The organism is Streptomyces sp. NPDC060035 (assembly GCF_042736635.1).
Taxonomy (GTDB): domain Bacteria; phylum Actinomycetota; class Actinomycetes; order Streptomycetales; family Streptomycetaceae; genus Streptomyces.
Genome location: NZ_JBHWVO010000010.1, coordinates 253,164 through 269,270 on the forward strand (window position 1 = coordinate 253,164; position 16,107 = coordinate 269,270).

Below are 16,107 nucleotides of genomic sequence, written 5' to 3' on the forward strand. Positions count from 1 at the left end.
GTCTGGTGTACGGCGCAGTCGAGAGCGAACGGGCAGGAGCCGGCGATGAACGACCGAACCATGGACGACGGAACAGGGGACGACGGAACAAGGGACCCATCCGGGCCGGTTGCTCGTGGCGACCGCATGGACAGCGTCACCCAGGCGTTCGTCGCCCACCGCAACCTGCTGTTCACCGTTGCCTACGAGATGCTCGGCTCGGCCGCCGACGCCGAGGACGTCCTGCAGGAGACCTGGTTGCGGTGGGTGGGCGTCGATCTCGACACCGTGCGGGATCAGCGTGCGTACCTGGTCCGGATCGCCACCCGGCAGGCGCTGAGCCATCTGCGCACGCTCGGCCGCCGCAAGGAGTCCTACGTCGGCCCCTGGCTGCCCGAGCCGCTGCTGACCGTGCCCGACGTGGCCGAGGACGTCGAGTTGGCCGAAAGCGTCTCGATGGCGATGCTGCTGGTGCTGGAGACGCTTGCCCCGACCGAGCGGGCGGTGTTCGTGCTGCGGGAGGTGTTCGGCCTCGGGTACGACGAGATCGCCGAGGCCGTCGACAGGAGCCCGACCGCGGTCCGCCAGATCGCCCACCGGGCGCGGGCCCATGTCGCCGCGCGCCGACCGCGCGGGGTCGCGTCCGCTGCCGATGCCCGCCGCACGGTCGAGGCGTTCCGGCGGGCGGTCGAAACGGGCGACCTGCAAAGCCTGCTCGACATCCTCGCTCCGGACGTCGTCCTGCTGACCGACGGCGGCGGAGTCGTGCAGGCCGCACTGGCGCCCGTGGTGGGGGCCGACCAGGTGGCCCGCGTGCTGGGCAGGATCGCCGCCGCTGTGTCGCTGCAGCTGACACAGGTCAACGGTGACCCGGCGCTGATCGTCCGGCTGGGCGGCGAGATCGACACCGTCATGGCGATGCGTATCGACGACGGCCTCGTCACCGGGCTCTACGCCGTGCGCAATCCCGAGAAGCTGTCGCGTCTGGAGCGGGAGACCGCCTTGCGCCGCTGAGACCTCATGTCGGCTTCCGAGGAGTGGCCTGCTGCTCCAGGCCGTCGAGGAGGGCCTGGAGGCCGAATTCGAAGGTCCTGTCGGGGGATGCGGCGTAGTCGGCGGCTGCCGGGGTTTCCAGGCGGGTGCGCAGGCGGGGGTACCGCATGGCGATCTCCCGGGCCTTGGCCATGGCGTCCCGGAACTGCTCCTCGGCACCGGCGTCGTCCCCGTCCAGCTTCCGGGTGAGCGAGGCCGTCGCGGCGGCACCGGCCGCGTTGCCGAGGACGTAGGTGAAGACGGCGGCGGCGGCCCGGTCCGCCTGCGGGCCCGTGAAGCCGGCGGCCTCGTAGACCGCGAGGCTGTGGTCGTCGTGACGGGCCTTGCCCTCGCCGTAGACGACGTGCGCGGCGAACGCCTGCACCAGCCAGGGGTGCCGGGTGAACATCCCGTACAGGTCGGTGGCCATGGCGGTGGCCGCGGTGCGCCAGTCGACCGCGTCCAGGTCGGGCAGTGAGAGCTCGCCCCACACCCGGTCGGTGGCGAGCAGGACCAGGTTGTCCTTGTTCTTGACGTGCCAGTAGACGGCCGTGGCCGCGGAGTCGAGCCGTTTGCCCAGGGCGCGCATGTTCAGGCCTTCGAGGCCCTCGGCGTCCAGGAGCTCGACAGCAGTACGGACGATCCGGTCCGGAGTGAGGGTGTCGCGTGACATGGCCCTACGGTACGCACTCGCTTGAACAAAGTTCAAGAAGGCACTTGTACGTTGTTCAAGTCGCCGTTACGGTAGGGCTCGTCAGCGTGTTGAACTAAGTGCAAGTCGAAGGAGAGCCCTCATGAACGCCCTCGCCGCCGTGATGCACCTGCTCGTCGCCGCAGCCTTCGTCAGCATCCCGCTGGTCCGCCACCGCTTCGGCCCTGCCGCGAAGGCCGCCGCGGTCACGGAACTCCGTCGCCAGGGCGTCCGCCCGGAGGTCCTGGAGGAGAACAAGCTCCGCTTCGACGCCGGCGGCCACGAGACCGCGGCCCCGGTGACCGTGGCCGCAGTGATGATCACCACCGCCGCCCTCAACCTCGCCGGAGCTGATCTGGCCCAGCTGCTGACCTGGATATTCTCCTCGGCGGTCCTGTTGATGAACGCGGTGATCGTCTACAGCAACCTCACCGCGGTGCAGTCCGTCGAGGCGGCTTTCCGCCGCAAGGGTGACCCGGAACTGGCCCGCGTCGAGGTCGCGCCCTTCCTCCGGTCCGCCGAGGACGCCTTCCCCGGCTGGGTGCGGGCACAGACCTACGTCCGCAACGCGGTGGTCTTCGCCGGGTCGGCCGTCGCCCTGGTCGCTGTCTCCGTCTGAGCGGTCGGACCGAACTGCCGGTCATGCGCCCGAGGAAGGCGGACCAGGCGGCGGGGGAGAGGGGAGGCGGAGGGTCTGCCTCGCCGGGCGAGTCTGCACACGCGCCCTGCTGACCGAGGGGACCGCAGGGGCTACGCATTCCGAACGTACGATCAACTGCCCTGTTCTTAAACTGATTTAGTCGGCAATAGCGCGGCGAAAGGCCTGCTCGCCCGGTGGGGCGGGAAGAATGGAGCAGGCGCCATGGAGGGGTGAGGAAACCCTCTCCCGCGCTCGCGACCCCGCTCAGCCGCCGCCGCGACAGCCGGAGATGTGGCAGACGAAGGAGGACCCGTGATGGATGTCTCGGTGGATCAGGTGACCGGCACGGTCGACAGAGCTCGTACGCGGGCCCGTGGGCAGCTTCTTGACGCGGGGCGGGAGCTCTTCGGCGTCTACGGCTACGCGGAGACGTCGGAGCAGGCGTTGTGCGACGTCGCGGGGGTGCCGGAGGAGGTGCTCTGGGAGGAGTTCGGCTCCCTGGAGGGTGTGTTGATCGCCCTGCACAACCAGGTGACGACCAACGGGCTGCGGGCGGCGGAACGGGCCCTTCTCTCGGAGGGCATGGACGACTGTCCGGTGGCGCAACGGTTCCGGATCCTCTTCGACGCGTACGTGACCGCGGTGACCCGGGACCTGCGTGAGGCGCGGCTGACGTTCGTCGAGGTGCTCGGCGTGAGCGCGGCGGTGGACGAGCACTGCAAGCGGTGGCGGGACCTGTGGGCCGATTTCCTGACCGGCGAGGCCGAACGGGCGGCGGTGCGCGGCGAGGCGGAGGAGCGGGACCATCGGGTGGTGGTGATGGTGATGGTGGGCACGGTCCACGAACTGATGGCCCACCACAGCCGTCGCCCCCGCAGGGCCCGGCCGGAAGAGGTGTCGGCGGAGCTTACCGAGCTGGGGCTGGCGATGCTGGGGATTCAGGGGGCGGGCGGGTAGCGGTTCGGCCGGGCCCGCGGCAGCTTCGCCGGCGGGTTGACCGTGCCGCTCAGAGGCCGCGGTAGACCTCGCGCCGGTTGCCCACGGTCAGGACCCACAGGACCAGCTGACCGCTCTCGATGGTGTAGACGGCGCGGTATTCGCCGATGCGCAGCCGCCACCGCCCCGGGTGACCTTGAAGGGCCCTGACGTCGAAGGCGCTGGTGTCCTCGGCGTCCAGGGCCTTCTGGAGGCCACTGAGGCGCACGAGGATGCGCAAGGTGTCCTGGCGAGCGATCTTGAGTAGATCCCGCTGGGCGTGCGGTGTGAACCGCGTGACGTACCCCATGGGTCAGGGTGCCGAGCGGATGAGTGCGGCCATCTCCTCCAAGGAGAGTGAGCCTTCCGTGCCCTCGGACTCGGCTTCATCCGCGAGCCGGTTCAGCCATGCGTCCTCGAGCCGATCCGCGGCCTCGCGCAGGCGGCGGTATTCGTCGATGCCGACCAATACCGCTTCGCCCTTTCCGCGCCGCGTGATGATGGTCGGCGTGTCATCGCGGCGAGCACGGTCTATCACGTCCGCGAGGTGCCGACGGACTTCCGCCATGGACTCCGTTACCGGTTCACTCATGTATCCAAAGTGACAGATGTACATCTGTTGCACGAATCTCGGCCCGTCCGGTCTGCCCGGGTCAGAACCTGATGCGCGCAGCGATGGGCAGGTGGTCGCTTCCCGTCGCGGGCAGCGACCGGAGCTGGGTGATCGTGGCGGACCGGGTCAGGATCTGGTCGATCCGGGCCAGCGGCAGCTTGGCGGGCCAGCTGAAGGCGAAGTCTGTGTCCGGCCGGTTCATCCGGGAGGTGACCGGTTCCAGACCCCGGTCGTCCAGCGTGCTGTTGAGGTCGCCGAGGAGGATCACCCGGTCCAGCGGCTCGGCGGCGATGGCCTTGCCGAGGAGGGTGGCGCTCTCGTTCCGCCACCCGGCGCTGAAGCCGCTGCTCAGGCCCAGCCGGACCGAGGGCAGGTGCGCGACGTACACGGCGGCCTTGCCCCGCGGTGTCGTGGCGGTCGCCCGCAGCCCCCGGTCCCAGCCCTCGCCGACAGCCTTCGGCTTGATGTCCACCTGTCGTACGTCGGACAGGGGGTACTTCGACCAGAGCCCGATCGTGCCCCGGGTCGCACGGTGCGGATAGTCCGCCTCCAGGACCGCCTGGAAGGCCGGACGTGCGGACGGCGTCAGCTCCTCCAGGGCGATGAGGTCGGGCCGGGCCCCGAGCAGCGCGCGTGCGGTGCCGGAAGGGTCCTGGTTCACGTCGCTGACGTTGTGCTGGAGCGCCGTGATCTCGTCGTCCCCGGGGTCGTGACCGGAGAACAGCAGCCCGCCGAAGAGCGCGCCCCATGCGACGACCGGCAACAGCAGCGCGACCAGGGCGACGTACGAGCGGCGCAGGAGGGCCAGGACGAGCAGGACGGGGACGGCCAGGCCCAGCCAGGGGAGAAACGTTTCGAGGAGGCTGCCCGCGTGGCCGGGCGTCCGGGGGACCACGGAGTGGAAGGCCAGGAGGAGGGCGATTAGGACGGAGAGCAGTCCGAGGACCCGGCCCCGCTGCCGGCACCATGGTGCTCTGCTGCTCTGCTGCTCTGCTGCTCTCCGGCTTCGTCATCGCCCGCCCGTCCGGTCGCGTCGGCATTCCCCCACGCTGTGGCCAGACGGCACGGCGTCGCACGGTACGGACGACGCCGTGATCACCGGTCCGGTTCCGGACCTGCCCCGCCGCGGCCTTCCCGCCTCCGGCCCGTGCGAGGGATCACCCGGACCTGGCGACGGCGGTCGGGCATGCTGGAATCGCCGTCATGACCGCTCCTGACGTTGCTCGCGCACTGCCGGACATACCCACGTTGCGGGACCGGTGCAGGTCCATGGCGATGCTCGACGCGATCCTCCAGCCGGACAAGCCCTTCCTGCGGCGCCACACCTTCGACACCCGCTGGTCCGCCACGCAGGAGCTGGCCTCCATGGACAACGGCGGAGGGGACGCGTACGACATCGTCTTCTCGGCTGCCGGGGCGTACGTGCGCGGGTTCGACCACGTGTCCCCGATGAACGCCTACGCGGGCGACGGCGAGCCGTGGCCGGGCCTGTTCGATGTGGTGCCGGAGGTGTTCCGGTCCTGTGTGGACGAACCGAAGTTCCACCTCGACGGTGTTCCCCTCGTGACCGTGTGCCTGTGGCGGGAGACCGGCGAGCCGGCCTGGGCGACGGGGGACGTCACCTGCCCCGACGACCCCGGAAGTGATGGTTCCGGCTGGCTGTTCGGTCTGCTGACCGACGGTTCCCCCGAGGCGTACGGGCGGTGGGCCGAGGGCTACTACGGGAGGCCGGTGGACCCGGGCGGGGTGCGTGACGTGTACGAACTGCGACCGCTCACGCCCGACCTGGTGCGGGGTCTGCACCCCGGAGTGACTCCGGCGCAGCTTCAGGACGCCGTCGAGTCCATCGGGTATCCGCGAGGCTGAGGCACTCGGCTGTGTTGGTCCGGTGCCTCAGGCCGGGGCCAGCGCTCCCGCGTACGGCCCGCCCACGCCCCACGCCTGGTGCATCGCGTCCGCGAAGGCTCCGGCCAGTTTGTCCTCGCCGGTGGGGCCGGGGTGGGTGCCGTCGTAGGTGTCCGTGTGGATGTCGTAGCCCGCCGGGTGCGAGGCCAGCAGGATCGGGGACGACGGGTTGTCGAGGTCGGCGACGGCTTTCCCGAGCAGCAGGTTGAAGCGGTCGCACTCGGCGGCGAAGGGGGCGTCGGACTCTGCCCGTATGTTCGGTATCACGGGGAGCAGGACCATCTTGACGTGCGGGTTCGCCGTGCGGGCCGCGGCGATGAACGCCCGTACGTTCAGGGCCGTCTGCTCGCTGTCCGTGTAGAAGCCGAGGTCTATCAGGCCCAGCGAGACGAGCAGGACGTCGGCGCGGGTCGCCGTGACCGTGTCCGCGATGACCGGGGCCATGTGGAGCCAGCCCTCGCCCCAGCCGGCCAGGTGTCGCCGGGCGGGGGCGGGGAAGGCCGGGTCGCCGTACGCGGAGGAGCGCGGGGCGTTCGACCCGATGTCGTACAACTCGGTGCGCGGGCCGGTGATCGCGTAGCCGCCGTCGCCGAGGGTCGCTTCGAGGTGCTGCCACATGCGGTAGCGCCAGGTGAAGTCGCCGGCGCTGCCGATAGTCATCGAGTCACCGACGAAGAGAAAACGCATGGCGACATCATGGCGGATCACTGCTCCGGCCTGCGACGTGACAGTGGACACTTGTGCCATGAGATCGCTGCTGACTGTTTCCGCCGCCGCCCTCCTGTTCCTCACGGGTGCGGCGCCCGCCGTGGCGGACGACGGGGACGGGGCCGATCGGACCTTCACGATCGAGGATCCCCGGATCACCGAGTCCAGTGGCCTCGCCGCAAGCCGCGCCCACCCGGGCATCTACTGGACGCACAACGACAGCGAGGACGGGCCGTACATCTACGCCGTCGACTCCAGGACCGGGAAGACCGTCGCGACGATCACCATGCGGGGGGTCGGGGCGCCCCGCGACGTGGAGGCGATCTCGCTCGGGCCGGACGGGAATCTGTACGTCGGCGACATCGGCGACAACCTCGACGGGTCCTGGGACCACGTCTGGATCTACCGCTTCCCCGAGCCGAAGCGGCTCGCGGACGCCACCGTGCGGGCCACACAGTTCGACGTGAAGTACGCCGACGGTGCCCGCAACGCCGAGGCGATGATGGTCCACCCGAAGACGGGACGGGTCTACATCGCGTCGAAGAACGAGGACGGCGGCGGGCTCTACGAGGGGCCCGCGAAGCTGTCGACCGGCGGGGCCAACGTGTTCCGGCGGGTCGGCGAGGTGCCGTGGGTGACGGACGGTGCGTTCTCGCCGGACGGGCAGGAGCTGGTCCTGCGCTCGTACTTCAGCACCCGGGCGTACGCCTTCGAGGGCGGCCGGCTCGGTGAGGACCACGCGCTGAGCGTGCCGCTCCAGGGGCAGTCCGAGTCGGTGACGTACACGGCGGACGGCTCCGCGATGATGTTCGGCTCCGAGGGCGAGCGGAGCGAAGTGGTGCGGGTGGACGTCGAGGACGGCGGGAGCGGCGGGGGCGGGAGCAAGGCGCCCTCCCGGGAGGGCGGGGCGTCCTCCGCAGGCGGGGGAGGCGGCGGGGGCGGTGACGGGACCGGGAAGGGCACCGTGACGGGGGGAGCCGTGCTGCTTGCCGTCATCGCGGTGGCCGTGATCGGCGTCAGGCGGCGGCGCGGGTAGAGCGGGCGTGTTCCGCGGGGTCGGACCACTGGTGCGGGGCTGTTCAGTCGTCCGGCAGCAGGGGGCGGAGTTCGTAGTGCAGCGTCCGGTCCCGTTTCAGCCGGTGGGCGAGGGGGACGAACACGCCGTGCAGCGCCGGGTACTTGCGGGAGAGGGTCCGGGCGGCGTGGGTGTTCTCCTTCGACCCCTGGGGGAGGAGGCGCGCCGAGGCGGTGAGCGGCGGCCCCGTCGGCGCTCCTCGCACGGTGCACGGGGCGATCTCCACCACGGGGTGGTTGCGCATGCGGTCGACCTTCCACGCCGAGGAGAACGTACGGACGAAGGCGTGGTCGCCCTCGACGGCGATGCTGACAGGTGTACGAGCAGCCGATCCGTCCGGCCGGCGGCTGCTCAGCAGGACGGTGTACTGCTTCACGAAGGGCTCTAGTTCGTGGATCGTGTCCATATGTCCCATGGTCCACGTATCGGGGGCCGTGTCACCCGCGTGCGCGCTGCTCCACGAGGACTTCGAAGCCGTCGATGAGGCGGCCGAGGCCGAACGCGAAGTGATCGAACTCGGCCCCGAACGCATCCGCGGACAGTGCGGCCATGTGCGGGTACTCACCGCTGAGCATGGCCCGCTCCAGGTAGGGGCGCTGGCCCTCCCAGAAGGCGGCGTCGCTGAAGCCCGTCTGCCGGGCGGCCTCCGTTGCGTGGTTCTCCGTCCGGGCGAGGCCCTCGACGAAGCTGTTGACCGTGATGATCACGCCGATCAGCTCGGGGTCCCTCAGGCCCATGCCCCTGAGGCCGGTCAGGGCGAGCTCCAGGCCGCGCAGGGCGCTGGGGCCGAGGACCGTGCGGGCTTGGTTGATCTTGAGGAGCCAGGGGTGGGTGCGGAGATTGGCCCGGTAGGTGTGGGCCATCGTGTCGACGGCCACCCGCCAGTCCGACGGCACCTGGGAGGCGTCCACCGGGAGCGGTTCGCCGAGGACCCGGTCGAGCATGAGGTCGAGCAGCTCGGCCTTGCCGGGGACGTACCGGTAGAGCGACATCGTGCCGGTGCCGAGCTCCGTGGAGAGCCGGCGCATCGAGAGGGCCGCGAGGCCCTCCGTGTCGGCGACGTCGATGGCGGCGGCGACGATCCGGTCGAGTGTGAGGCCCGGCTTGGGGCCGCGGCTGGGGCGTTCGCCGGTGCCCCACAGGAGCTCGAGGCTGCGTCCGATGTCGCCGCTTCCGGTGGTCGTGCCGTCTGCCGCCGCTGCCGGTCCGCTCTTCGTCATGGGCTCAGAGTAATCCCCTGAACGAGAACTGGGTACGGTGTACTCTCATATGAGTACACCGTACCCAGTTCTTTGTCGTGAGGGGAGTGAGCCATGTCCGCATCCGGATACGCCGTGCTGGCCGAAGGGGTCGTGAAGCGCTACGGGGCCAGGAAGGGGGTGGCGGAGAAACGGGCGCTCGACGGATTCGACCTGGCCGTCCGCCCCGGCACCGTCCACGGCCTGCTCGGGCCGAACGGAGCCGGCAAGACCACCGCCGTCAGGGTGCTCGCCACCCTGCTCGGGTTCGACGGCGGCCGGGCCGAGGTGGCGGGCCTGGACGTGGCGCGCGAGCCCCGGCTCGTACGGGGCAGGATCGGGCTCACCGGGCAGTACGCCGCTGTTGACGAGGTGCTCACGGGCCGGCAGAACCTGGAGATGTTCGGCCGCCTCTTCCACCTGGGCGGGAGCGGGGCGCGGCGGCGGGCCGGCGAGCTGCTGGAGCAGTTCGACCTCGTGGACGCCGCCGGCCAGGGAGTCAAGGCCTACAGCGGTGGCATGCGGCGGCGACTCGATCTGGCCGCCTCGATGATCCTCGCGCCCACGGTGCTGTTCCTGGACGAACCGACGACCGGGCTCGACCCGCGCGGCCGGGGCGAGGTGTGGGACGCGGTGCGGGCGCTGGTGGCGGGCGGTACGACGGTCCTGCTGACCACGCAGTACCTGGACGAGGCCGACAGGCTCGCCTCGCGCATCACCGTCATCGACCGGGGCCGGTCCATCGCCGACGACAGCCCGGACGGGCTCAAGAACCGGGTCGGCGGCGACCGGATCGAAGTCGTCGCCGCCGAGGCGGCAGACATCCCGGCCGTGGTGAAGGCAGTGGACCGGGTGGCGGGGGGCGGGCTGGTCGTGACCGACACGGCGGACCGCCGGGTGCACGCCCAGGTGGCGGACCGGGTGGCCGCGCTGACCGAGGTGGCGCGGGCCCTTCAGGACGAGGGGATCGCGGTCGAGGACATCGGGCTGCGCAGGCCCAGCCTGGACGACGTGTTCCTGCGCCTGACGGGACACGGGGCAGTGGCGGAGACCGGGTCCGGCAACGACACGAGGACGGAGGTCGCGGCATGAGCGCGCTCGAACTGCACGCCCGTACCGGCCGCGAGCGGAGCCGGGCCCACTGGGCGCTCGCCGACTGCTGGAACGTCACCCGGCGCAGCCTCACCCACTATCAGCGACAGCCCGTCGCCATCATCTGGCAGCTCGGCTTCCCGATCATCTCCGTCCTGCTGTACGGGTACGTCTTCGGCAGCGCGATGAAGGTGCCCGGCGGCGGCGACTACCGGGAGTTCCTGATGCCCGGCATGTTCGCCACGACCATGACCATGGGCTTCATGAGCACCGCGATGGCCGTGGTGACCGACGCCGGCAAGGGCGTCATCGACCGCTTCCGCTCGATGCCGATGGCCCCGTCCGCCGTCTCCGCCGGACGCGGGGTCGCCGACCTCGTGGTGGCCTGCGCCGAGCTGACGATCCTGGCCGTCACCGCACTGGCGATCGGCTGGCGCGCGGGCGGCAGCCCGCTGGAGGCGGTGGGTGCGTCCGGGCTGCTTCTGCTGCTGCGCTTCAGCCTGATCTGGGTGGGCGTCTGGCTGGGCCTGCTCGTCCCGAACGCGGAGTCGGCGGGCGGCCTGCACGCCATCGCCTTCCCCATCACGATGATCTCCAGCGCCCTGGTCGCCCCCTCGCTGATGCCGGGCTGGCTGGGCACGGTGGCCGCGTGGAACCCGGTGTCCTCGACGGTGACCGCGTCCCGGGAACTGTTCGGCAACCCGGTGGCGAGCGGAGGCACATGGGTCGAGGAACACGCGCTGCTGATGGCGCTGGTGTGGCCGCTGGTGATCACGCTGGTGTTCCTGCCGCTGGCGGTACGCCGGTTCCGGCGGCTCAGCCGCTGACCGGCCGGCACGGGGCCCGCGTAGGGTCGGGGCCCATGCCGGACAACGGGCCCGAACCCTTCTCCACCAGCCGCCTCGACGCGCTGCCGCTCGATATCGCGTACGCGGACGAGATGAGCGCCGTCCTCGCGGACCCCGCCCTGCACACGTACACGGGAGGCGCACCGGAGGACGTGGCCACGCTGCGCGCCCGCTACGCCCGCCGGAGTGCGGGCTCCCCGGACCCCGCCGAGCTGTGGTGGAACTGGGTGCTGCGGGTCCGCGGCGACGGACGCCTGGCCGGCTACGTACAGGCGACGGTGCGCGGCCCGCGGGCGGAGGTGGCCTGGGTGGTGGGGGCCGGGTGGCAGGGCCTGGGGTACGCCAAGGAGGCCGCGGCGGGCCTGGTCCGGTACCTCATGTGCGGGTGCGGCGTCCGGGCCGTCATCGCCCACATCCACCCGGACCACGCGGCGTCCGCCGCCGTGGCCGCGGCGGCCGGGCTCGCGCCCACGGACGCGTGGGAGGACGGCGAGGTGCGGTGGCGCCGGGATGCGCCGCGGGATGGACGCGTTCCGTAGGGCCCGGCGGCGCCTGACGGGCCGTCTCCGCCCGTCCTGTCAGGAGGTGATGCGTGGGGCGCCCGGTGTCAGTCGATTTCCCTCACGGGTCCAGACGGTGGTGGCGTTCCCGGTGGGGCAGCAGTGAGCGTCGCTGGAGCGGTACCACTTCTCGTGCACGATGATCCGGCCCAAGGCGAACTCTGCCCGCACGAGAGCCGTGGCGTAGTTGTCCAGAGGCTCCTTCTGCGGGGTGATCGAGCCGATGACGGCGAGGTTCTTTCCCGCATGGCCGAATATCACGTACCCGGCCATGATCTGCGAGTTCTGGGTGAGCCCGTCGTCGTCGCAGCCCACGTAGACGGCAGCCTCGTCGCGGTTGTCGCCGTTCGAGTCCCCGTAGATGACCTTTGATCCGACTCCGATGCGCACATGCCCCCATGTCCGGGAGATGGCCCTTGCTTCGAGCTCGGCGTCGAATCGTACGAGTCCCGGTACTCCGCAGAAATCGCCCGGGAAGCGAACGGTCGCCCAGTCCACATCGTGCAGATCGGCGGGCGCCGGTCCGACCACCTCGGGGTCGTCCGCCGACGAGGTGGTGGGGGATGGGGGCGGGGACGCGGGGTCCGAGCCGGCAGGTTCCTGAGTCGCCGGTTTGACAGGGGGCGCGGGCTTGGGCGAGTCGCACGCGCCGGTCATCAGCAGAAGCGCGAGCAGCACAGTGAGTGGGGTGATGCGATGTAAGCCGGTTACCACGGTGTCCTCCGTCTCGTGCGCGCTCAGGCGCAGGGTGGGTCGAATGGCCGGTCGGGGAGGTACTGCGCCCACTGTTCGCGGGTGATCCGGGAAGACTGCGCACACAACCGCTGGAGGATGCCGGTGCGGTCCACTGTCCACAGACGCGTGCCCAGATCACTGCTGACTGCCAGGAGGCGCCCGTCCGGGCTGAACCCCGCGGTGGCTGTCTTGTAGATACCGCCGCTGCTCAGGGACGTCACTTCGACGGGCCTACTCAGGTCGCTGATGTCCCACAGCCTGATGCGGCCGTCCACGCTCGCAGTGGCCGCGAGCGTGCCGTCGGGGTGGACGGCGAGTCCCGTGATGTCACCGGTGTGCCGGTAGGAGGCGCCCTTACGCACCGGGTGTCCGGGACGCGATACGTCCCACGTGGTGATCGATCCGGCGTCGTCACCGACGAGCAGGGTGCGGTCCTGTGGACCGAAGGCCAGCGCGGTGGCCTTGCCCCTCGTGGTGGTGAGGTCACCTGCGAGCGTGGGCCGCGTGCGCTGAGCGACCCGCCAGAGCCGTACGTTGCCCTCGTCGGTGGGCACCGCGAGCAGGTTGCCGTCCGGACTGAAGGCGAGTGCCTGGCGCTCGGTTCTGGTGCCGCTGAGTGTGTCGAGCAGGGTGGGTCGTGTCCTCCTGCTTATGTCCCACAACTGCACCGGCTCACCGACGTTGGAGGCCCCCGTGGCCAACAAGGGACGAGTGGGGTTGACGCTGAGATTCAATGTGGGGTCCGGGCGGGCCACCTCCGGGGTCAGGCGGCGCGGACTCGCCGCGTCGGTCATGTCCCACGCGCCCAGAGGCAGGCCGGAGAACAGGGTGCGTCCTTCAGGGCCGAAGGAGGCGGCCTCCCCACCGGCATTGAACGTCTGCATGGTGGACACGAGGCGCGGTACCTCGTTGCCGCCCACCCTCCACACGGTGGTGGGATCGCCACCGGCGATCAGTAGATGGCTGTCGGGGCTGAAGGAGGGCGGAAACCATCCCTTTACCGGCAGGGTGGTGGATGCAGAGGTCCGTTCGCTCCCCGACACGGCCCACAGACGCACCTCTGTGTCAGACCTGTTGGGAGGGTCTCCCCATGGCGCCTCGTACATGCTGACGGAAGCCAGGGTGTGCCCGTCCGGACTGAAGGAAAGGCCGCCCAACGGATTCGTGTGGCCGGTCAGCCGGGCGTCGGAACGCGGACGAAAGGGATCGGATACGTCCCACAGAGTTACCAAGCCGTCGCTGTCCCCGGTGGCCAGTGTGGTCCCATCGGGCGAGAACTCCAGCGTCTCGATGCCGAACCGGCTCTGCGTGAACAGTTCGGGCCGGACGACCGGACGGGACGGGTCCGCGACATCCCACAGCCGCACCCGGCTGTCGCCGCCGGCCGCCAGGGTCTGACCGGTTGGGCTGAACATCACGCGGTCCCCCCAGTTGGCCATGCTCCCGGGCGGCGACGGGACCGTGGCGATCGGTTTCAGCCGGGCGGGGCCGGACAGGGACCACAGACTCATGCTCGTTCTGCCTTGCCGCTGTGTGGCAATCAGGTCGCCCGTGGGGCTTGCCGCGACCGCAGCCTCGGGCAACGGACCGAGGAAGCTTGGGCGGGCGGGGTCCCGGACGTCGAGGACAGCTCCGCGCGCCTCGGCGATGACGATCAACTTCCCGTCGGGAGTGAACACAAGGGACATCGCGCGCCCGGTTGCTGCAGACGACACGGCCAGTGGTTTGAGATGGTTGCCGGACGTCACCTCCAGCAGCCGTACCTCGCCGTCCTCGCCGCCCGTTGCCAACAGCCTTCCGTCAGGGCTGAAGGCCACCGTGTCCACGGGGCCGCCCGGGGCGAGGGAGCTCAGGCGGGTCATCGAAGCGGGATCGAACAGATGGATGCTCTCGTCGGCCACGGCCAGCAGTCCCTGGCTGCTGTACGCGGCGGCCCGTGCGGTTCCGCGCCCCTGGACCACCCGGGGCAGTGAGTAGCTCTCGATGAGTGCCCCCGCCGCTTCCGGGGTGGGAGCGAGGCGGTAGGCCTGCACCAGCAGTTGACTCGCCAGGCCGGGCTGGGCGTCGCGGATGGAAGAGGCCTCCGCCACCAGCTGCCGGGACTGGGCCACCATCGTCTGCGCGCGGGCGCTGTTGCGCTGCTTGTTGGCCGTGATACCGCCGGCCAAGGCGATGAGGAGCAGGGCGACGAGCACGGACACCGTGGCCTGGACCCAGCGGACGGTCCGGCGGCGCTGCCGCACATGGTCGCCGATCAGCTCGTCCTTGGACCTGCCGGTCAGGGGAGCGACGAACTCCGCCACGCACTCGATGAGCCGGGGATCGGACGAACTGGCCTGCTCCAGGCTGCGTAACCAGCGTAGGTCCACCCAGCGAGGCTCGTGATCGAACGCCTGGGCCATTTCCTCGCGTGGGAGCGCGTCGGTCTGCGACCAGTCGAACGACGTCCGGGCGGCGTCCCAGGCGAGCGTGCCGTCGGTCCAGGCGATGAGCAGGGTGTCCGCCGACCGGTGGGTGAGCCACCAGCGGATCTCCTGCCGTACCCAGGGGGATGCGGCAGCCGACGGGCTCGCCATCACTACGAGCCACCGGGACCGGCTCAGCCCCCGCTCGATCTCGCGCCACAGATGCGGACTTGCCGCCAGATTGGTCTCGTCACGGAACAGCTTCAGGCTTCTCGGCCGGTACCACGGACGGTCGAAGACCTGCAGTTGGTTCTGGAAGGCCTTCGCGACGTCCCGGTCCCAGGCGTGACTGTAGGAGATGAACGCGTCGTAGTCGGTGCTGCCGCTGAGCTCCTGGTCCACTGGCGTCCACCTCCGGTCCCTCGGATGCTCAGTGCCTGTCCCGCGTGCGGCCCGCCGCGGGACTGCCGCTTCCCTCCGCGTCGTCAGGGTTACGGGGAACGGGGACGCGCCCGATCAGCGCCTCGGCGTCACGCACACCGGCGAGGCGGGCGAAGCCGACCGCATATCCGTGGATGTCGGACTGCAGCTGTTGCAGAGCCTCCCGGCAGGCGGCGTTCTCCGGCCACTCGGACTCCTGCTGGTCAGGGTGGGACTGCTCGAACTCCCGCAGCCGAGGGTGCCATTGGGACAGGAACGGCCTGAGAGCCCCGTTGAGCATGGTGATCGCCAAGTACTCGACCGTCTGGCCGCCCGGGACCGCGGCGGAGGGCCGGCTGGCCTTCAACGTCTCGCGCGTCGTCGCGAACAAGCCGTACATCGAGGTGAGCGCCTCCCGGACGACCCCCTGATCACTGGCCAGCGGCTGGGTGGACACCCGCGTCACCGTCTCGACGAACATGTGCCAGGCCACCTGGCGGGAGTCGTTGTTGACGGCGAAGGTGAGCTCGCTCAGCTGCGGGACGGTCACCTTGACCTCGGTGAGGCGGGCCGTGCGCTGGTACCACTGCACGGCCAGGACGGCCGCCGCGCCTGCGATACCGCCCATGATGGCGAACAGGCTGCGGTTCGTCACCTGGGTGAGACCGAAGACGGCGAGCCCTGTGACCGCGCCGATGACAGTCGCCGCGATCAGCCTGAGCGCCGTACCGCTCACGATCCTTCGTCCCCGGCCCAGTCGGCCATCGAGTCGCGTCAACTGTGCGCTCATCCGCTCCCCCGCCGGTCCTACGTGTCCGAGGTGTCGTCCCTCATCAAGCCATGTTAACCACGGAGTTGGGGGCAGCCCACTACGGTGCCGGACCGTGACCGAAGCGGCCACGCTGGGAGGCCGCGACGGGCCTGGTCCGGTACCTCATGTGCGGGTGCGGCGTCCGGACCGTCATCGCTCACATCCACCCGGACCACGCGGCGTCCGCCGCCGTGGCCGCGGCGGCCGGGCTCGCGCCCACGGACGAGCGGGAGGACGGCGAGGTGCGGTGGCGCCGGGATGTGCCGCAGGTGTGAACTCCGCCCGGCGAAAGGGCCCGTGACCCCTCACGGACGGCCCTTGCGACGGCCCGACACGTGAAGGACCCCGCACCGGGAGCCGGTGCGGGGTCCTTCACGTGT

The 16,107-nt window shown here is 70.6% G+C and carries 18 protein-coding genes and 1 pseudogene; 9 read left to right on the forward strand and 10 right to left on the reverse strand.

The features are described from left to right. The first annotated feature begins 126 nt into the window (after positions 1–126). Complete coding sequence (locus tag ACFWBQ_RS18760) at positions 127–993, forward strand: RNA polymerase sigma-70 factor (RefSeq protein WP_385489919.1); 867 nt, start codon at positions 127–129, stop codon at positions 991–993. A gap of 4 nt (positions 994–997) precedes the next feature. On the opposite strand, the gene ACFWBQ_RS18765 is transcribed toward ACFWBQ_RS18760, so the two are convergent. Further along, entirely contained in the window at positions 998–1,684 is a 687-nt protein-coding gene (locus tag ACFWBQ_RS18765; protein ID WP_385489842.1) for a TetR/AcrR family transcriptional regulator C-terminal domain-containing protein, read from the reverse strand. 121 nt (positions 1,685–1,805) lie between these two features. On the opposite strand from ACFWBQ_RS18765, the gene ACFWBQ_RS18770 reads away from it, so the two are divergent. After that, entirely contained in the window at positions 1,806–2,321 is a 516-nt protein-coding gene (locus ACFWBQ_RS18770; protein WP_385489845.1) for a hypothetical protein, read from the forward strand. Between the two features lie 336 nt (positions 2,322–2,657). Further along, positions 2,658–3,299, forward strand: a complete 642-nt coding sequence (locus tag ACFWBQ_RS18775) for a TetR/AcrR family transcriptional regulator (protein ID WP_385489922.1) — start codon at positions 2,658–2,660, stop codon at positions 3,297–3,299. Between the two features lie 49 nt (positions 3,300–3,348). Here ACFWBQ_RS18775 and ACFWBQ_RS18780 read toward each other — a convergent pair whose 3' ends face one another. The 3 genes from ACFWBQ_RS18780 to ACFWBQ_RS18790 form a co-directional block, all read right to left on the reverse strand. After that, the gene (locus tag ACFWBQ_RS18780) at positions 3,349–3,627 is read right to left on the reverse strand and encodes a type II toxin-antitoxin system RelE/ParE family toxin (RefSeq protein ID WP_385489848.1); all 279 of its coding nucleotides are present in this window, start codon (positions 3,625–3,627) and stop codon (positions 3,349–3,351) included. Between the two features lie 3 nt (positions 3,628–3,630). Further along, positions 3,631–3,909, reverse strand: a complete 279-nt coding sequence (locus ACFWBQ_RS18785) for a type II toxin-antitoxin system Phd/YefM family antitoxin (protein WP_385489851.1) — start codon at positions 3,907–3,909, stop codon at positions 3,631–3,633. Between the two features lie 61 nt (positions 3,910–3,970). After that, positions 3,971–4,867 (reverse strand): endonuclease/exonuclease/phosphatase family protein, encoded by an 897-nt coding sequence (locus ACFWBQ_RS18790; protein WP_385489925.1) that lies wholly within the window; start codon positions 4,865–4,867, stop codon positions 3,971–3,973. A gap of 266 nt (positions 4,868–5,133) precedes the next feature. Between ACFWBQ_RS18790 and ACFWBQ_RS18795 the strand changes: the two genes are divergently transcribed. Further along, positions 5,134–5,796: a hypothetical protein gene (locus tag ACFWBQ_RS18795; RefSeq protein ID WP_385489854.1), complete on the forward strand. Its 663-nt coding sequence runs from the start codon at positions 5,134–5,136 to the stop codon at positions 5,794–5,796. 27 nt (positions 5,797–5,823) lie between these two features. On the opposite strand, the gene ACFWBQ_RS18800 is transcribed toward ACFWBQ_RS18795, so the two are convergent. Continuing rightward, complete coding sequence (locus ACFWBQ_RS18800) at positions 5,824–6,582, reverse strand: GDSL-type esterase/lipase family protein (RefSeq protein WP_385489857.1); 759 nt, start codon at positions 6,580–6,582, stop codon at positions 5,824–5,826. Here ACFWBQ_RS18800 and ACFWBQ_RS18805 point away from each other — a divergent pair. After that, positions 6,581–7,579, forward strand: a complete 999-nt coding sequence (locus ACFWBQ_RS18805) for a WD40 repeat domain-containing protein (protein ID WP_385489860.1) — start codon at positions 6,581–6,583, stop codon at positions 7,577–7,579. The genes ACFWBQ_RS18800 and ACFWBQ_RS18805 overlap by 2 nt on opposite strands. 43 nt (positions 7,580–7,622) lie before the next feature. On the opposite strand, the gene ACFWBQ_RS18810 is transcribed toward ACFWBQ_RS18805, so the two are convergent. Continuing rightward, positions 7,623–8,024, reverse strand: coding sequence for a PPOX class F420-dependent oxidoreductase (locus tag ACFWBQ_RS18810; RefSeq protein WP_385489863.1), 402 nt, complete (start codon positions 8,022–8,024; stop codon positions 7,623–7,625). 31 nt (positions 8,025–8,055) lie between these two features. Then, on the reverse strand, positions 8,056–8,838 hold the full coding sequence (locus tag ACFWBQ_RS18815; protein WP_385489866.1) for a TetR/AcrR family transcriptional regulator: 783 nt from the start codon (positions 8,836–8,838) through the stop codon (positions 8,056–8,058). A 93-nt stretch (positions 8,839–8,931) separates the two neighbouring features. Between ACFWBQ_RS18815 and ACFWBQ_RS18820 the strand changes: the two genes are divergently transcribed. From ACFWBQ_RS18820 to ACFWBQ_RS18830, 3 genes are read left to right on the forward strand one after another with little or no spacing between them, the layout of a single operon-like run. After that, complete coding sequence (locus tag ACFWBQ_RS18820) at positions 8,932–9,948, forward strand: ATP-binding cassette domain-containing protein (RefSeq protein ID WP_385489868.1); 1,017 nt, start codon at positions 8,932–8,934, stop codon at positions 9,946–9,948. Continuing rightward, positions 9,945–10,775, forward strand: coding sequence for an ABC transporter permease (locus ACFWBQ_RS18825; protein ID WP_385489871.1), 831 nt, complete (start codon positions 9,945–9,947; stop codon positions 10,773–10,775). The genes ACFWBQ_RS18820 and ACFWBQ_RS18825 overlap by 4 nt, the downstream gene beginning before the upstream one ends. 35 nt (positions 10,776–10,810) lie before the next feature. Next, positions 10,811–11,335, forward strand: coding sequence for a GNAT family N-acetyltransferase (locus ACFWBQ_RS18830; protein WP_385489874.1), 525 nt, complete (start codon positions 10,811–10,813; stop codon positions 11,333–11,335). Between the two features lie 39 nt (positions 11,336–11,374). Here the strand turns inward: ACFWBQ_RS18830 and ACFWBQ_RS18835 are convergent, their stop codons facing one another. Genes ACFWBQ_RS18835 through ACFWBQ_RS18845 form a run of 3 tightly spaced genes read right to left on the reverse strand, consistent with a single transcriptional unit; the run spans position 11,375 to position 15,652 of the window. Next, the gene (locus tag ACFWBQ_RS18835) at positions 11,375–12,034 is read right to left on the reverse strand and encodes a hypothetical protein (protein WP_385489877.1); all 660 of its coding nucleotides are present in this window, start codon (positions 12,032–12,034) and stop codon (positions 11,375–11,377) included. Between the two features lie 59 nt (positions 12,035–12,093). Next, on the reverse strand, positions 12,094–14,898 hold the full coding sequence (locus ACFWBQ_RS18840) for a TIR domain-containing protein (protein WP_385489880.1): 2,805 nt from the start codon (positions 14,896–14,898) through the stop codon (positions 12,094–12,096). Positions 14,899–14,926: 28 nt separating this feature from the next. Beyond that, positions 14,927–15,652 carry a hypothetical protein gene (locus ACFWBQ_RS18845; protein WP_385489883.1) on the reverse strand — a complete coding sequence of 242 codons (726 nt, stop codon included), beginning with the start codon at positions 15,650–15,652 and terminating at the stop codon, positions 14,927–14,929. 170 nt (positions 15,653–15,822) lie between these two features. On the opposite strand from ACFWBQ_RS18845, the pseudogene ACFWBQ_RS18850 reads away from it, so the two are divergent. Next, positions 15,823–16,002 (forward strand): annotated as a pseudogene (locus tag ACFWBQ_RS18850) (GNAT family N-acetyltransferase); the annotation flags it as partial. Between the last annotated feature and the right edge of the window lie 105 nt (positions 16,003–16,107).

What these genes read in the sequence shown, in the direction of transcription:
- ACFWBQ_RS18760 (WP_385489919.1), top strand. Translation starts at nt 127, where the DNA reads ATGGACAGCGTCACCCAGGCGTTCGTCGCCCACCGCAACCTGCTGTTC.
- ACFWBQ_RS18765 (WP_385489842.1), bottom strand. Translation starts at nt 1,684, where the DNA reads ATGTCACGCGACACCCTCACTCCGGACCGGATCGTCCGTACTGCTGTC.
- ACFWBQ_RS18770 (WP_385489845.1), top strand. Translation starts at nt 1,806, where the DNA reads ATGAACGCCCTCGCCGCCGTGATGCACCTGCTCGTCGCCGCAGCCTTC.
- ACFWBQ_RS18775 (WP_385489922.1), top strand. Translation starts at nt 2,658, where the DNA reads ATGGATGTCTCGGTGGATCAGGTGACCGGCACGGTCGACAGAGCTCGT.
- ACFWBQ_RS18780 (WP_385489848.1), bottom strand. Translation starts at nt 3,627, where the DNA reads ATGGGGTACGTCACGCGGTTCACACCGCACGCCCAGCGGGATCTACTC.
- ACFWBQ_RS18785 (WP_385489851.1), bottom strand. Translation starts at nt 3,909, where the DNA reads ATGAGTGAACCGGTAACGGAGTCCATGGCGGAAGTCCGTCGGCACCTC.
- ACFWBQ_RS18795 (WP_385489854.1), top strand. Translation starts at nt 5,134, where the DNA reads ATGACCGCTCCTGACGTTGCTCGCGCACTGCCGGACATACCCACGTTG.
- ACFWBQ_RS18805 (WP_385489860.1), top strand. Translation starts at nt 6,581, where the DNA reads ATGAGATCGCTGCTGACTGTTTCCGCCGCCGCCCTCCTGTTCCTCACG.
- ACFWBQ_RS18800 (WP_385489857.1), bottom strand. Translation starts at nt 6,582, where the DNA reads ATGGCACAAGTGTCCACTGTCACGTCGCAGGCCGGAGCAGTGATCCGC.
- ACFWBQ_RS18810 (WP_385489863.1), bottom strand. Translation starts at nt 8,024, where the DNA reads ATGGACACGATCCACGAACTAGAGCCCTTCGTGAAGCAGTACACCGTC.
- ACFWBQ_RS18815 (WP_385489866.1), bottom strand. Translation starts at nt 8,838, where the DNA reads ATGACGAAGAGCGGACCGGCAGCGGCGGCAGACGGCACGACCACCGGA.
- ACFWBQ_RS18820 (WP_385489868.1), top strand. Translation starts at nt 8,932, where the DNA reads ATGTCCGCATCCGGATACGCCGTGCTGGCCGAAGGGGTCGTGAAGCGC.
- ACFWBQ_RS18825 (WP_385489871.1), top strand. Translation starts at nt 9,945, where the DNA reads ATGAGCGCGCTCGAACTGCACGCCCGTACCGGCCGCGAGCGGAGCCGG.
- ACFWBQ_RS18830 (WP_385489874.1), top strand. Translation starts at nt 10,811, where the DNA reads ATGCCGGACAACGGGCCCGAACCCTTCTCCACCAGCCGCCTCGACGCG.